Here is a 15,343-nt window from a genome sequence, read left to right on the forward strand (position 1 = left end):
TCTATTGTAAAAAAACTATATTAAATAAATAGTTATTGAGCGATAGAAGGAAATATCAATGCTAGTACAGCTTAATCCAATCGGCAGTTTAGATTTACTTTCCCAATTAGAAGTTGATTCCTTAAAGCAATCTTCGACCTCAGAGTTATACCGTTTATTTCGAAATTGTTCGCTTGCTGTTTTAAATGTTGGTAGCCATACCGATTCAAGCGATGAAATTTATAATAAATATCGTGATTTTGATATTAATTTACTGAGTCGAGAGCGAGGAATTAAAATAGAATTACACAATCCGCCAGAAACCGCTTTTGTTGATGGCCAGATTATCCGCGGGATCCATGAACACCTATTCTCGGTGATCCGCGATATTTTATTTATAAATAGTAAATACGACTCGCCTCACCCAACCATTACTGATTCAGCTCATACTACCCATGTAGTGTTTGATATGCTTCGTAATGCAAATGCACTTCCGGTTAATACCGACCCAAACATGATTGTTTGCTGGGGTGGTCATTCAATCAATGAAATTGAATATCGCTACACTAAAGAAGTTGGCTATCAATTAGGTTTACGAGGCCTAAACATTTGCACTGGATGTGGCCCAGGAGCAATGAAAGGCCCAATGAAAGGTGCAACCATTGGTCATGCTAAACAACGCATAAAAAATAATCGATATTTAGGTTTGACTGAGCCAAGTATCATTGCAGCTGAGCCACCAAACCCTATCGTTAACGAACTAGTTATTTTTCCAGATATTGAAAAAAGATTAGAAGCCTTTATCCGTGTTGCCCATGGAATTATTATTTTTCCAGGTGGCGCGGGTACTGCTGAAGAACTCTTATACTTGTTGGGTATTTTGCTTCACCCTGAAAATGAAAAACAACATTTGCCGGTTATTTTGACTGGGCCAATTGAAAGTAAGGCATATTTTGATGAAATTTGTCGTTTTGTTGAAAAAACCTTAGGTAAACAAGCGCTTGCTAAATTTGAAGTGATTGTAGGCGATCCACAAGCCGTAGCCTCTAGGCTAAAACAAAATATGCAACAAGTGCGTGATTATCGTAAAGCCCAGGGCGACGCTTACCACTTTAACTGGACACTTAAGATTGATGATGATTTCCAACATCCATTTGCTCCGACACATGGCAACATGGCCAGTCTTGACCTGCATCTTAATCAACCTCCTCAACAACTAGCAGCAAATTTACGTCGTGCGTTTTCAGGTATTGTCGCTGGAAATGTCAAAGATGAAGGGATCAAGGAAATTAAACAACATGGTCCTTTTTCATTGTCTGGAGATTTAAGCTTAATGCAGGACATGGATTTACTGCTGCAAGCATTTGTTAAACAAGGTAGAATGAAATTACCTGGGACAAAGTATGTACCTTGTTACAACATAAAGACCTAATGAATAAGCACCTTTTAATCATAGATGCGTTGAATCTTATCCGACGCATCTATGCTGTTGATAGCAATCAGTCAAATCACGATGAGATCGCAATCAAAAATGCGATAAACCGTGTTGAGCGCGCTGTCAGTAAACTCTTAAAACAAATCAATCCTACTCACGCAATTGCTGTTTTTGATGGCGATAATAGCTGGCGCTATCAATATTATCCTGAATATAAAATCAATCGAAAGCCAATGCCAAGTCCGCTTCAAGGAAGCTTACAGCGCTTTGCTCTACAACTGTCAGATATAGGGGTTATCAGTTATTTTCCTCAAGATGATGAAGCAGACGATATTATTGCAACACTTGCAGATAAAGCAGCAAGACAACTAATTAATTCAACGATCATTTCAACAGACAAAGGGTTTTTACCTTTGCTCGACCCATATATTCACGTTTATGACTATTTCTCTGGTCAATATTTTACTGAAGACACCATTTTAGAAAAGTTTTCTGTCAATAAAAATCAACTCATTGAACTTTGGGCACTGGCAGGAGATACCACTAACGATATTCCTGGTGTAAAAGGGATTGGTAAAAAAACGGCACAAACAATATTAGCCCAGCATCCTTGTGTTAGCGCTGCATTAGCCAGCTCTGAGCTTAATCAAAAAATCCGAGATAAGTTAGAGACTCAACTTAACGAATATGTGATCTCAAAAACCCTTTCGACATTACGTGTTGATCTCCCTTTAGGTTTTTCGCTCAAAGATCTGCGCTTAAAAAGAGCTTAAACATATCAATGCGAATGAGTTATGATATCAAAAATCCAAATTCACATTGGTCAATGTCTGTAAAGGTTAGTTTAATGACGAAAAAGATTATTCGTTATATTTTGTTAGGGATAGGCCTTTATGTGGCTCTAGCCTCTTTAGTTATTGTTTTTTATCAAGACGACCCCGCTACAATGAATTGGCAAGATAGAGAAGCCTTTAATAATCGTTTCATTGATAAATTAAAGGCTGGGCAAAAATTATCAAGCGATACACTACTACAGCAATTAGGCGCACCTGATTTAACTTTTGCAAAAAAACGTAACGAACATGTTTATCAAATTTTTTTTTATCGGACTCAACATGTCAAATCGGATGGCATTACGACCCAAGATGAATGCACAGGAATGCTTTTTAAAGATGGCTTACTCATCGCATGGGGTCTAGGCGCTCTGACTGCTTATAATAGCGAACTCATATGAGTGACTTTTCAGCAAAACAACTTCATGATCTCGTTGGCGCAACCCATACGTTACTGCGCTTATATTACGATAAAGAAAAATGGCCAAAATTATTCCCGCTTATTAGTTTATTAGCAGAACAATATGATAATGCCTATATCTCCAACCCAAGAGCTTTACAAGCTCAGCTTATGTTTTATATATCAAAACAAGGTTTTACAACTAATTTAATTATCAATCAAACGATTTTATGTTGTATGTTTTGTCATGCTGCATCGATCCCAAGCACAATAAGACAGGGACTGATTGCGAGTTGCTTAATTCATTTAATGTGCGCTCAAAAAGAATCAAATCAACTGGCAAACAACGAAGCTCTCACACCTCAGGGTAAAAAACTGTGGGTGCAACGTCATTTATTGGCTCTAAAGTTAATGCAAACAGGTAAAGTTAAAGAACCAATTATTTATCATACACTTAACAACTTATCGAGTGTAAGTAAACATTTTTTAGGGCAAAAAGAACATTATGTACTCGATGAACCTACTTGTATTGTTGCACTATCTGAATTACTAGCCCGAAAAATAACCTTATCAAAATCGGCTCAAGCCATCAGTTTAAATGATGCACTAAAAAATGTTTATTGCGCGACTGATAATGAAAATGCTCAAAACTTATTAAAAAAGCTCATTAAAACCTTGCCATCTATTATTCCCGGAAGCTGCTATCAAAAAAATAACCAGCTTTATCTCTATATAGATTTTATTGATGAGCAGACGCATTTAAGTTTTCATTTAAGTGAGCGAAAACTGACAGCTAAAGGGCACTGGCAAGAGAGTAAAGAAGCGCCAAGTCAAACAAAATTTACGCAAAAAGCGTGTTTGGATGAACATTTAATTTTCAGCCTCTGGTTTAGGCCATTAGAGAAACGCTTACTCGGCCTGCAAAAGGCATCAGAAAATGAAGAACAATCTATTGAAGAGCAATCTATTGACGAACTACTGGTTGTTTTAGAACGCTTTAGAATCGTTTCGTTAGAACAGTTGCTAAAAATTTGTGATCAATCGCCAAACTTAGCCCCTTTAATTTGCCAATACGCCTCAGCGCGTACCGGGCAAAATATTTATGACTTAAAACACGCTATCTTGCTTCTTGGGCCTGCAAGAACACCTGAAATAATAAAAAAAATAACCCTTATCCAAGCTATTGATTCGCTCAATTTACCGAATCAGTCTTTTTTTAAGACTCGATTATATATTGCCTTAGAGCTACTAGAGCATTTAGCAAAAGACCATCACCACTTATTTTCAGAGCAGTCGAGCTGCGCATTACTTAAGTATGTATTGGTTATTTTACAATCAAATCCTCATTTATTTTTTAACACCTCTAGTAATGAGCGAGTTTTAAAAAGCTCTGATCAGCTAAGCCCCAACCCTTTTTTGTTACTACCAGCAACACACGCAGAACTCACAATCACCAAAGATTTATACCTCAGCACAAATTGGCATTCAGCATTAACGAATTTAACCCGACTACCACAGTTAGAAGCACACACATACTCTGTCGAACTTGCTTGCTTAATTATCACTTGTGCATCTATCAATCGTATTTATTTTAAACAAGTGATCTCATGCACATTGAGCAATAACATACTAGAACGTGCATTTAGTACATTAGGTATTTCTGAGTGCAAGCCGAATGATGATTTCCATCTTTTTTTTAGTAATAAATATAATCTCAATCCATTCAACTTACTCTAAAACGCCTTATTTATAAGCAATTGGTGTTATTTATGTAGTTAAATCTGGAAACATTGCAGCGAAATTGCTATAAAGCACGACTGAATATTAATTCCATCCATCGGTATAAAAATTCTGATGGAACACTCTTGTTAAAGGAATCTTACAATGGCCAAACAAATTATCACAGTAATTAAAGGTGACGGGATCGGTCCTAGCATCATAGATTCAGCCTTAGAAATTTTAAATGCAGCTGGCTGTGATTTTGAATATGAGTTTGTTGATGCTGGTCTAACTGCGTTAGAAAATACTGGCGAATTATTACCACAAGCAACGATTGATGCCATTGCCAAAAATAAAATCACACTTAAAGGTCCACTTACCACACCTGTAGGTGAAGGCTTTACTTCAATCAATGTGACCTTGCGTAAAAAGTTTAATTTGTATGCCAATGTTCGACCTGTTGTATCGTTCGAAGGCACTAAAGCACGTTATGAAGATATTGATATCATTACTGTACGTGAAAATACTCAAGGTATGTATTCTGGTTTAGGTCAAGTAGTATCTGAAGACGGTTCAGAAGCGGAAGCAGTCTCTAAAATTACACGTGAAGGTGCTGAAAAAATTGCCGTTTTTGCTTACGAATTAGCTCGTCGTGAAAACCGTAAAAAAGTGACTACAGTTCACAAAGCCAACATTTTAAAATCTACTTCAGGCTTATTCCTAAAAGTGGCACGTGAAGTCGCTGCACGCTACCCTGATATTGAATCGACAGAAATGATTGTAGATGCGGCGTGTATGAAATTAGTAATGACACCTGAAGAGTTTGATGTAATTGTAACCACTAATTTGTTTGGTGATATTTTATCTGATTTATGTGCAGGTTTAGTCGGTGGTCTTGGAATGGCTCCAGGTGCAAATATTGGTGAAGATGCTGCAATTTTTGAAGCCGTTCATGGAAGTGCACCGGATATCGCAGGTAAAAATCTAGCCAACCCAACCTCTGTTATTTTAGCGTCAATTCAAATGTTAGAACACTTGGGCATGGCCGATACCGCCGAGCGTATTCGTAATGCTGTAGCTGATGTGATTAAAACTGGTGATCGTACAACACGCGACCTAGGTGGTAACCACGGTACTACAGACTTTACCCAAGCCGTGATTGAACGTCTGTAATACAAAAATAAAAATATACACTAGCCCACATATTGTGGGCTTTTTTTTGCAAAAAAATCGTAATTTCTCCCTCAAGACAGAGACTTAAATAGGCATTATTTAATTCAATCCTAACATTTAAATCCCTTAACAGTTCACCCAAAGGAATACTTATCCAAAATAACATCTCACGCATTGATTTTTCGCATTTTTTATCCCTTAAAACTTTATTTATTAACTTGACATTAACGGGTAAAACTTATAAAAAAGAGCTTGTTAATAATTAATTAAAAAATATCTATGAATTTAACTCGTGTTGTTTTAGTTGTGCTCGTGGTACTGGTCACTGTGGTGATGCCAGCGGGTTAACTTGAGCAACAAACAGCACTCAAAATAAACCCCGCACATTAAGACGGGGTTTTTTTTTGACTTAAAATAAGGAATGAGGATGGAACAAGAAATGATGTCAGGAGCTGCACTTGTCGTGCGAGCACTGAAAGAACTAGAGGTCAAATATGTATTTGGTTATCCCGGAGGCTCTGTACTAGATATTTACGATGCCTTGTATGTACAAAACGATGTTGAACACATACTAGTGCGCCATGAACAAGCAGCAACGCACATGGCTGATGGGTTTTCCCGTGCAACAGGTCAAGTGGGCGTCGTTCTTGCGACATCAGGTCCAGGAGCGACCAATTGCGTTACAGGTATTGCTACAGCCTATATGGATTCGATCCCAATGGTCGTGCTTGCTGGACAAGTCCCTAGTAATCTAATTGGTGATGATGCCTTTCAAGAAACTGATATCGTTGGTTGCTCAAGACCAATAGTAAAACACAGTTTTAATTGCCGCAGTGCGCTTGAGATCCCAGAAGTGTTGGCCAAAGCCTTTTACATTGCTAAAACAGGGCGACCAGGCCCCGTAGTTGTTGAGCTACCAAAAGATATTCTTAATCCTGCTCTTGAATTCCCATTTGTCATGCCAAAAGAAATTTCTTTACGCTCTTATAATCCGAGTAAGAAAGGACATTCAAAACAAATTAAAAAATCAGTTCAGGCCATTTTAAAAGCGAAAAGATTAGTTATTTATTCAGGAGGTGGCATTATTTTGTCTGATACTTCTGAACAACTCACTCAATTAGTTGAATCACTCAATGCCCCCATCACTAATACGTTAATGGGTTTGGGAGGCATTTCAGGCACTCATCCAAACTTTATTGGTATGCTTGGAATGCATGGCAACTTAGAAGCAAACAAAGCAATGGCCAATGCCGATGTGATTTTAGCCTTAGGCGCTCGATTTGATGATCGCGTCACCAATAATGTTAAAAAGTTTTGTCCAAAAGCAACCATCATTCATGTCGATGTAGATCCTACCTCGATTTCTAAAACGATTTCTGCGCATATTCCTGTCGTTGGTGATTTAGCAACAGTCTTTGAACAATTACAGGTTGAAATCGATAAAAGTGAACTTCAAATAGACCGAGCTGCACAAGAAGATTGGTGGCGCACTATCAATAGCTGGCGTGACCAAAAGTGCCTAAGTTACACCAAAGCGGAAGGTAAAATAAAACCACAAACAGTCATTGAAACCCTCTATAAAGTCACCCAAGGAAAGGCGTATATCAGCTCAGATGTTGGGCAACATCAGATGTTTGCAGCCCAGTATTACCCTTTTGATAAACCTCGCCAATGGATTAACAGTGGTGGTTTAGGCACGATGGGATTTGGATTACCAGCGGCAATGGGTGTGAAGCTTGCATTTCCTGATAAAGAGTCAGTCTGTGTGACCGGCGATGGTTCTATTCAAATGAATATTCAAGAGCTTTCAACCTGTATGCAATATGGCTTAGCCGTTAAAATTATTTCTCTTAATAACCGTTCTTTAGGCATGGTTAGGCAATGGCAAGATATGATTTATTCTGGACGCCACTCTTCATCTTATATGGAGTCTTTACCGGACTTTGTAAAATTAGCCGAAAGTTATGGTCATGTTGGGATCCGTGTTGATTATCCTGATCAATTAGAAGATGCCCTTGCAACTGCGATGGCAATAACCGATAGACTGGTATTTGTTGATGTCTGTATCGATGAATCAGAACATGTTTATCCAATGCAAATTCGTTTAGGTGCCATAGATGACATGTGGCTTAAAAAAGGAGTAAAAGCATAATGAAACGAATTTTAGCCATCTTACTCGAAAATGAACCAGGGGCACTGTCTCGAATTGTGGGGCTTTTTTCACAGCGAGCATATAATATTGATAGCCTGACCGTGGGCACCACAGATGACAATTCGCTCTCACGCATTACCATCACAACCCAAGGTGATGATCGTATTATTGAGCAAATAACCAAACAGGTTAATAAACTGGTTGATGTACTTAAAGTGATAGACTTAACCGATACCAATCATATCGAACGCGAATTAGTCTTGATAAAAGTCCGCGCTGCAGATGAGCAAAGTCGTGCCACTGTCTCTCGTATCACCGATGTGTTTGGCGGCTCAATTATTGATATGGGAAAAACAACCTATTCACTTCAACTCGTTGGTAACACTGACAAACTAGCTTCGTTTATCGATACTTTACGTAACGAAACTGAAATTGTTGAAGTTGTCCGATCTGGGGTTGTTGGATTTATACGTGGTGATAAAGCGCTTAGAATCTAACAAAGATAAAATAAATAAGGGACCTAAAAGGTCCCTTATTTAAATAATGTGCTTAAGCGCGTATTAAACGTTTACGCTGTCTTTTAAGCCTTTACCCGCTTTGAAAGATGGGATGTTTGCTGCTGAGATTTGAATTTCTGCGCCAGTCTGTGGGTTACGGCCTGTGCGTGCTGCACGAGCTTTAACTGAAAACGTACCAAAACCAACTAAAGCTACAGAATTACCTTCTTTTAGCGAGTTTGATACTGCACCAGTGAATGCATCAAGTGCACGGCTAGCAGCCGCTTTTGAAATCTCTGCATCAGTGGCAATTTTTTCAACTAATTGAGCTTTGTTCATTTCTAGATTCCTATTCTTTATTATTGTGCCTTCGCAGGCCTTATAGTTATGCATTTTTATTGGCTTGGCAACAGCTATTTTCATTTTTTTAGGCAATTTACTTTATTTTTTTAATCAAATGTAAAATATTTTTTCTATCCACGTAAATGTAACTATTAAAGGGTCATATTTTTCTGAACAAGCTGATATATATAATGAAAGCGCAACAAGATGATGGCCAAACATCCTCTTTATATTAGGGCCTAATACAGAAGTTACGTTTTGATAACACGCATAAAGTTACAATTAAATAACAAACACACAGACTGAGGATGGGTAAAAACAATAAGAATAAAAGTGTGAGTTGATGCTTCATTTTGAGACCAATTAAGATTTGTTTTAATCTTTAGTCGCAGTCAATTCTTAAATGGTTGTAATTGCTGATGCATGCCACTGATATTTTTTTAACGATATCCGTCCATTGGTAACCAAAATACCTTCGGCTTCTAGTTGTTCTTTTTGACGACAAAAATCGGCAGAGTGAGCACTAAAACTGATACAACCTTGAGCATTAATGACTCGATGCCAAGGTAGCTGAGAGTCTTTTGGAAGGTTTTTAAGGCAAGCTCCAACAAAACGAGCGTAATTTGGCAACCCTGCCATCTTAGCAATTTGCCCATAACAAGCGACCTGACCATGAGGAATAGCACCTATAATGGTCCAAATTTGCATTTTTTTAAGCTCGTTTTCAAGTTCGCTTTTTTGTCGCGCCATAATAATAGTTTTGGTTATCGTATTTTATTCGGTTTAATATTATGCCACTTATTGTTGTCTCGGCATGGCTAAGTAGCTCTATATCATGATTAAATTTTGCTAAAGGCGTTTTTTGTACATCAACAACCAAGGTTAAGCCACTTACATGCTTGCTGACCATTAACGCATCACTCACAGATAAAATAGGGGGACATTCAAGTATGATCCGATCATATTTTTTCTGAAGTACCTTCAGCATGCTTTCAAATCGTTGCATTGATAAAAATAGTAGTGGGTTCATTGGCCTAAGGCCTGAAGGTAAAACATCGGCATTAATTTGCTCATCATGAAAAATACACTCTTCAAAACTGTGAGTTTGAGCTAAAAAATTAGTCAAGCCAGGTCGATGTCGTGATTGACCCAATGCAACTGCAATTGAGGGATCACGTAAATCAGCATCAATAATAATCACACGCTCAAGCTCTGAAAACGATTTGGCCATTTGTAAACATGTACTCGACTTGCCTTCATTGGGTGTCAGAGAAGTCACAGCTATAATTTTTTCATCCCCAAGATCTTTATCTAACATCACTTTGGTTCGAATTGAACGTATCGATTCTTGATAAATTTCAAATTGCTTACCGCTGCCAAATAAAATAGGTTGGCTTTTATCTTTGTTTTTATTTCGAATACGTGGCAATTCTCCCAATACTTTATACCCATAATGGTGTGCTATTTGCCGATAGCGTCGGTGACTATCAGCAAAAAAATGAAGCAAAATAACCAATACAACAGATAATAGAAATCCCATTACACCAGAGACTGCAGCAATAAGTACTTTTTTAGGTTTTATCGGTGCCAAAGGAGTGATTGCAGGATCAACCACTATGATATCGGACGAACCGGTAATATCTTTTAATAACTCGGTCTCTTTTTGTTTAGCACTTAAAGATTCAAGTAATTTAATATTCGCATCCACGGAACGCTGTATTTTATTAAATTCTTGCTCTTGAATAATTGCACTTTCGAGCACTTCGTTTGCGCTTCGCTGTTTTAGTTCCAATTCGCGAAGTTGAAGTGCTATTTCTTGCTTCTTTTTTGTCATCGCACTCACAAAGGCGTGCACTTCATTCTCTAATTGCTGCTCTGTGTCTGCAATTTTTAATGCCATTGACTTAAACGTTGGGTGCTTTTCTAAATAACGAAGTTTAATTTGTGAAAGCTGCGTTTGCTGTAAGGCTTTTTGCTGTAGAAGATCCCTGATTATTGGAGCAGTGGCCACTTCAGTGATAACAAGTAACACCGGTAACTCATTATTCGCTGATGTCACTTTTTGCATAAAGCGTTGTAAAAGCTCGAACTGTAGGGTTAGCTCTCTTAATTCTCGATATAATAATGTAATTTCTTGTTTTGCAATTGCAACGCTACTGGCAATATCGACTACGTTTTGCTGCTGCCTAAATGCCATTAGTTTTATTTCTTCTTGCTCTAAAGAGTTTTTTACATCCTGTATTTTTGAGTGGATCCAATCATCACTTTTATTACTATGTGGTTGCATCAAATGCGTTTGATATTGCATAAACGCTTGAGCGATTTTGTTCGCCACTTCTGCGGTGAATTCTGCATTTTGGCTTTCAAAACTAATTTCTAACAAGTTGGTTTTATTTACAATATTGATAGTGAGGTTATTGAGCAAATCGTCAGCAGACCACCGATGACCGGTTGCAAATTGATGTAATTTAACCGGTATAATAAGTGAATCTACGATTGATTGCGCAAACTGGCTCGATTTTAATAACTTAATGGTTGTATCGAGTTCATCATTAGAAGATCCCATTCCAGGCACTAATGATTGTAAAGGATTGTTAGCTTTAGTGCCCTTAACCATCACCGTGGTCGTAGCCTTATAAACATCAGGCATGCGGTCAACCATACTCAAGCCAATTGCAAATACAATCGCAGTGACTACAAGCATAAACCATTTTTTAATCCAAAAAAGAGCGATTAAATCGGTAAGATCTATTTCATCTTCAGCTGGTTTAAATGCTCCAGATACTTGTGCCATCGTCTAAAAGAAGCTCTTTTCTATTTTAATAACGTCACCGGGTAAAATAACCGTATCGGATTTAGCTAAAAAAAGCGTTTTATTTTGACCTCTTTGGATCTGCCACTGCGTGCGTGAGGCGCGATCTTTCAAGCCACCTGAAAGTGCAATGACTTGCTCAAGGGTAATATCGGGCTGATAAGCATAACTACCAGGGCTTCTCACCTCACCATAAATAAAAAAAGGTCGGTAGCTTGAGACTCGAATAGACACACTCGGTTCAACTAAATAACCATCTTTGAGTAATGCTTCAAGGTGCATTTTTGCTTGTTGCTGGGTAAAACCCGATAATTCAATACTACCTAGTAAGGGGAAATCTACTTTTCCTTGTTGACTCACTTGACCTGAAAAAGATAAGTCAGGCTCTTGGTAGACCGAAATGTGAATATGATCGCCCGCACCTAATTCATACGCTTTACTAAATTCCGTTCCATACGATACAAAACTCGCGATCAGTAATAGTAAAAAAGAGTATGGCTTTACCATAAATATTCTACTGCCATATTAATACTATTTTGTGAACGGCTACCTTCTAAAAAGCTATCTTGTACTGAAACATGCCCTACAGAGAAAGCGGTGGTAACATGCGCCATCACAGACCATCGCCAAAGTAACGAACCAGCCCAACTATCATGAGTGCGCTTTAATTCATCAAGAGTAAGCGAGCTATACTCAGCAGAAAAACTCAGTTGGTGTTCAAATGACAAGGCAATTTGATACAGTAATGCAACCTCGGTACGAAGCTGCGTCAACGCAGTTAGAGTGGTTGATACTTCTGAACGCGAAGAGGTGAGCAACCGCAACTGATGATCGGCGTTTATTTGCCAGCTATCGGATATTTGCCAATATTGACCGCGTAAGGTGCTATCTCCAGAGCGGGTAAACAGACCGGTGATCACACTCAATTGATGATCAGATGCAAATTGTGTTTTAAATCCGACACCCAGCTCAATTAAATCACTGTTTTGTTTCGCTCTTTGTTCTGATTGAACATTAAAATGCGTCAACCAATAGCTATCTTCTGTAAAACGATGTCCATATAAAACATCGAGTTGAAGTGAATCTATTTGGTTTAGTAATTGATTTTTTTGCTGCTGTTTTTTAACTGAAAGATTTAAATTAAAGTTGAGGTATTGTAATTGTTTATCTCGGCCAAGTAAGAGAGCAACTTGCGCGCTTTGGTTCAATTGCTCAATAACGTGTTGTTGTAAAAACTCAGCACCGCTATCACCACCTAATTTAGTGCTGCGCTCAAAGCCAAATGCCGTATTGAATTCAATGTTATCCTGAATAAAAAGATGAATTTCTGGACGAAAAGAAATATCAGCCCCGCTTAATTCAGCACTAAATTGCGCAAGACGATAATCAATAATGACTGGAATATACACGCCAAAACCATCGTACAACGACAGCCACTGCAAATCGCCAAGCATCTGTAAAAAATGTTCATTTTGCTGATTTAAGATCGAATTGAATACGTTATCATCATGCTCTAATGCTACAGATGTTCTAAATTCACTGATTTCCTTATCCCAAACAATATTCGCTTGGCAAAAACGTGTAGACATTAGCAGCATAAAACTAAGGGCAAATAAATACTTCAAAAAAATACTCGCGAAAATAGTCTAGCTAAAAATGCTTTGTAATAAAAATGTAACATTACATGATTTAATGCAGGCATTATGCGTTTAAATACAAGGATAAAACAAGCCCAACTGAAAAAATTAATAAAAATAATCAATGTGATAGCATCAATTAAAAATCGGTGCTTTGTTGGTATTACCTAAAAACGATAACAAACAATAAGTTAACAAAATTTCCTTTGTTACTTTTTATCTAATGATGTTTCGTATTATGGGATCTTGCTCGGCGCTTGATTTAAAACATGTAATAACGACCATATTTTGTTTGCAACCGGACCGTGTTCACGCTGCTTTTTTCGAAAAACTCGGATTTCAACTTTAATTGTTTCACTATAATCGTTTAAACTAATTTCAAACAAACGCCCTGAATCAATAAGAGGTTGACAAGCATTGCGACTCATCATTGCCCAACCGGCCCCAGACATCACTAACCGAGATAGCATCGCCAAATCATCCGTTTTTATTAATTGTGAACCTTGAACGATCGTCAATTGCTCGCTGTCAAATTCAAAACTACTTTCTTTGAGCGTAATACAACTGTAATTTTTTAAATCATTCGAGCAATGCACTTCTTTTGGTGAAAATAAGGTCGGTGAAGCCACTAAAACCAGATCTAATTCGCCAATAGGAAAACTTTCATATTGTCCAGTTGCTTGAAAAATATGGAACCAAGGCCCAATTCCAAGCTCAACCGATTGCTCTTTGACTTGGTTGATGGCGTTAAATCGGCTGCCACTATTGATTAAAAACTCAGTCGACGGATAGTGTTTAAATAAAATACTGAGACAGTCATCAACCTCACTATTAACAGACGCTTCATCGTAACAAATGCGATATTTTGCTTCGTATCCTTTGGCAAGACTTTTACCGAGCACCTTGAGTTGATTCGCTTCAGCAAGCCATGAGCGTGCTTGACGAAAGAATATTGCGCCGTGAGGTGTGAGTGTTAACCGGTATTGCCCCCTATCGAGCAATAAAAACCCCAGCTCAGCCTCTAACTTTTGCATTGCCATGCTCAAAGCGGGTTGTGTTTTATGAAGGATCTCAGCCGCTTTTTTTAAGCTGCCATATTCGACGACGGCGGCTAGTATCCTAATTTGCTCTAAAGTCATAAGAAATACTTATACTGTTATTAATTTTATATAAATTTTATTTTAAACTATTTATCCGTATTATTTAGATAAATTTATGTTCTCTTGTTTATTACCTATAGTTCTGTAATAAATTTTTCTTACCTGCAAGGAATTTACGATGCAATTAGTTAAAATCGCATTAGCTCTTATGCTCTCTACCACCTTACTTGGCTGTAACAAACAATCACAAGAAACCTCTTCTCAAGTGATCCGCCCGGTAAAACTATATCAAGTTGATGATCACGCCCAGACAAATGTAAGGAGTTTTCCTGCAGAAGTTGAAGCTAATCAGGGTTCTTATCTTGGTTTTAGAGTTAACGGCGAATTAAAAAGCTTTGCGGTATTAGCAGGACAACATGTTGAAAAAGGCCAATTACTGGCACAACTCGATCCAACGGACTTTAAACTTCAAGTTGAAGATAAAAAAGCACGTTTTGAGCTGGCACAATCGCAGTTAGAAAGAACACAATCGTTACTCGGCAAAGGGATCACTACGGAGGCTGAGTTTGATCAAGCCAAAGCCAATAAACAAGTCGCTGAATCAGCCTATAAAAAGGCCCTCGCAGACCTCGATTACACCGAATTAAAGGCTCCTTTTAGTGGCACAGTATCCAAAGTCTTTGTCAAAAACTTCGAAAACATTCAAGCAAAACAAAATATTTTAAGACTTGAAACCCGTGATTTGATGGATGTAACGATTCAAGTCCCCGAAAAAGTCGTTGCTCGATTCAATAATAATATTAATTATCAACCTAAAGTTGTTTTTGATGGTTTTTCTGAACAAGCATACCCACTGACAGTAAAAGAGTGGGATACACAAGCTGATCCTAATACCCTTACTTACCGAGTTGTTTTCAGTTTACCCGTACCAAAAGACTTCAATTTGCTTGCGGGCATGACAGGCAATGTTCTTATCGACCTATCGCAAATTACTAAGTCCAGCCCTGATCAATTCATGGTTCCCGTTGAAGCGGTGTTTTCTGAACTTGCACAAGATAAACAAACAAATAAGCACTATGTTTGGCGTTACGATGAAACAACCCAGACAGTGCATAAAGTAGCCGTGACTATTGGTGAACTTCATCAAGTGGGCATTGAAATACTATCTGGCTTAAAAGCTGGTGACTTTATTGTCAGTGCTGGGGTTCATTCGTTGAGTGACAACCTAGTTGTTCGCCCTTGGCAACGTGAAAAAGGCTTATAA

General features: G+C 38.0%; 14 protein-coding genes. 8 read left to right on the forward strand and 6 right to left on the reverse strand.

Translation table 11 applies throughout. The annotated features are described in order from the left end of the window. The first annotated feature begins 58 nt into the window (after window positions 1-58). The 7 genes from ppnN (at window position 59) to ilvN (ending at window position 8,188) form a co-directional block, all read left to right on the forward strand. Window positions 59-1,411 (forward strand): nucleotide 5'-monophosphate nucleosidase PpnN, encoded by a 1,353-nt coding sequence (ppnN, locus tag AC3KZC_RS17705; protein WP_490577286.1) that lies wholly within the window; start codon window positions 59-61, stop codon window positions 1,409-1,411. Next, complete coding sequence (gene xni, locus AC3KZC_RS17710; RefSeq protein WP_490577287.1) at window positions 1,411-2,187, forward strand: flap endonuclease Xni; 777 nt, start codon at window positions 1,411-1,413, stop codon at window positions 2,185-2,187. Before ppnN ends, xni begins: the two co-directional genes overlap by 1 nt. 74 nt (window positions 2,188-2,261) lie before the next feature. Continuing rightward, the gene (locus AC3KZC_RS17715) at window positions 2,262-2,648 is read left to right on the forward strand and encodes a DUF3192 domain-containing protein (RefSeq protein WP_490577288.1); all 387 of its coding nucleotides are present in this window, start codon (window positions 2,262-2,264) and stop codon (window positions 2,646-2,648) included. Continuing rightward, the gene (locus AC3KZC_RS17720) at window positions 2,645-4,384 is read left to right on the forward strand and encodes a hypothetical protein (protein ID WP_490577289.1); all 1,740 of its coding nucleotides are present in this window, start codon (window positions 2,645-2,647) and stop codon (window positions 4,382-4,384) included. Before AC3KZC_RS17715 ends, AC3KZC_RS17720 begins: the two co-directional genes overlap by 4 nt. 147 nt (window positions 4,385-4,531) lie before the next feature. Beyond that, the gene (locus AC3KZC_RS17725; protein ID WP_490577290.1) at window positions 4,532-5,539 is read left to right on the forward strand and encodes an isocitrate dehydrogenase; all 1,008 of its coding nucleotides are present in this window, start codon (window positions 4,532-4,534) and stop codon (window positions 5,537-5,539) included. A gap of 427 nt (window positions 5,540-5,966) precedes the next feature. Continuing rightward, window positions 5,967-7,691, forward strand: coding sequence for an acetolactate synthase 3 large subunit (locus tag AC3KZC_RS17730; RefSeq protein ID WP_490577291.1), 1,725 nt, complete (start codon window positions 5,967-5,969; stop codon window positions 7,689-7,691). After that, a complete protein-coding gene (gene ilvN / locus AC3KZC_RS17735) occupies window positions 7,691-8,188 on the forward strand; it encodes an acetolactate synthase small subunit (protein ID WP_490577292.1) in 498 nt (165 codons plus the stop codon). Before AC3KZC_RS17730 ends, ilvN begins: the two co-directional genes overlap by 1 nt. 63 nt (window positions 8,189-8,251) lie before the next feature. On the opposite strand, the gene AC3KZC_RS17740 is transcribed toward ilvN, so the two are convergent. The 6 genes from AC3KZC_RS17740 to AC3KZC_RS17765 form a co-directional block, all read right to left on the reverse strand. Continuing rightward, window positions 8,252-8,527 (reverse strand): HU family DNA-binding protein, encoded by a 276-nt coding sequence (locus AC3KZC_RS17740; RefSeq protein ID WP_086743443.1) that lies wholly within the window; start codon window positions 8,525-8,527, stop codon window positions 8,252-8,254. A gap of 402 nt (window positions 8,528-8,929) precedes the next feature. Beyond that, the gene (locus AC3KZC_RS17745; RefSeq protein ID WP_490577293.1) at window positions 8,930-9,280 is read right to left on the reverse strand and encodes an MGMT family protein; all 351 of its coding nucleotides are present in this window, start codon (window positions 9,278-9,280) and stop codon (window positions 8,930-8,932) included. Further along, entirely contained in the window at window positions 9,255-11,324 is a 2,070-nt protein-coding gene (locus AC3KZC_RS17750) for a GumC family protein (RefSeq protein ID WP_490577294.1), read from the reverse strand. The genes AC3KZC_RS17745 and AC3KZC_RS17750 overlap by 26 nt, the downstream gene beginning before the upstream one ends. 3 nt (window positions 11,325-11,327) lie before the next feature. After that, on the reverse strand, window positions 11,328-11,849 hold the full coding sequence (locus AC3KZC_RS17755; RefSeq protein WP_490577295.1) for a polysaccharide biosynthesis/export family protein: 522 nt from the start codon (window positions 11,847-11,849) through the stop codon (window positions 11,328-11,330). Beyond that, complete coding sequence (locus tag AC3KZC_RS17760; RefSeq protein ID WP_490577296.1) at window positions 11,843-12,931, reverse strand: hypothetical protein; 1,089 nt, start codon at window positions 12,929-12,931, stop codon at window positions 11,843-11,845. The genes AC3KZC_RS17755 and AC3KZC_RS17760 overlap by 7 nt, the downstream gene beginning before the upstream one ends. A gap of 284 nt (window positions 12,932-13,215) precedes the next feature. After that, window positions 13,216-14,118: a LysR family transcriptional regulator gene (locus AC3KZC_RS17765; protein ID WP_490577297.1), complete on the reverse strand. Its 903-nt coding sequence runs from the start codon at window positions 14,116-14,118 to the stop codon at window positions 13,216-13,218. A gap of 139 nt (window positions 14,119-14,257) precedes the next feature. On the opposite strand from AC3KZC_RS17765, the gene AC3KZC_RS17770 reads away from it, so the two are divergent. Next, a complete protein-coding gene (locus tag AC3KZC_RS17770; protein ID WP_490577298.1) occupies window positions 14,258-15,343 on the forward strand; it encodes an efflux RND transporter periplasmic adaptor subunit in 1,086 nt (361 codons plus the stop codon).

Source organism: Pseudoalteromonas sp. J2K-J031 (genome assembly GCF_058197095.2).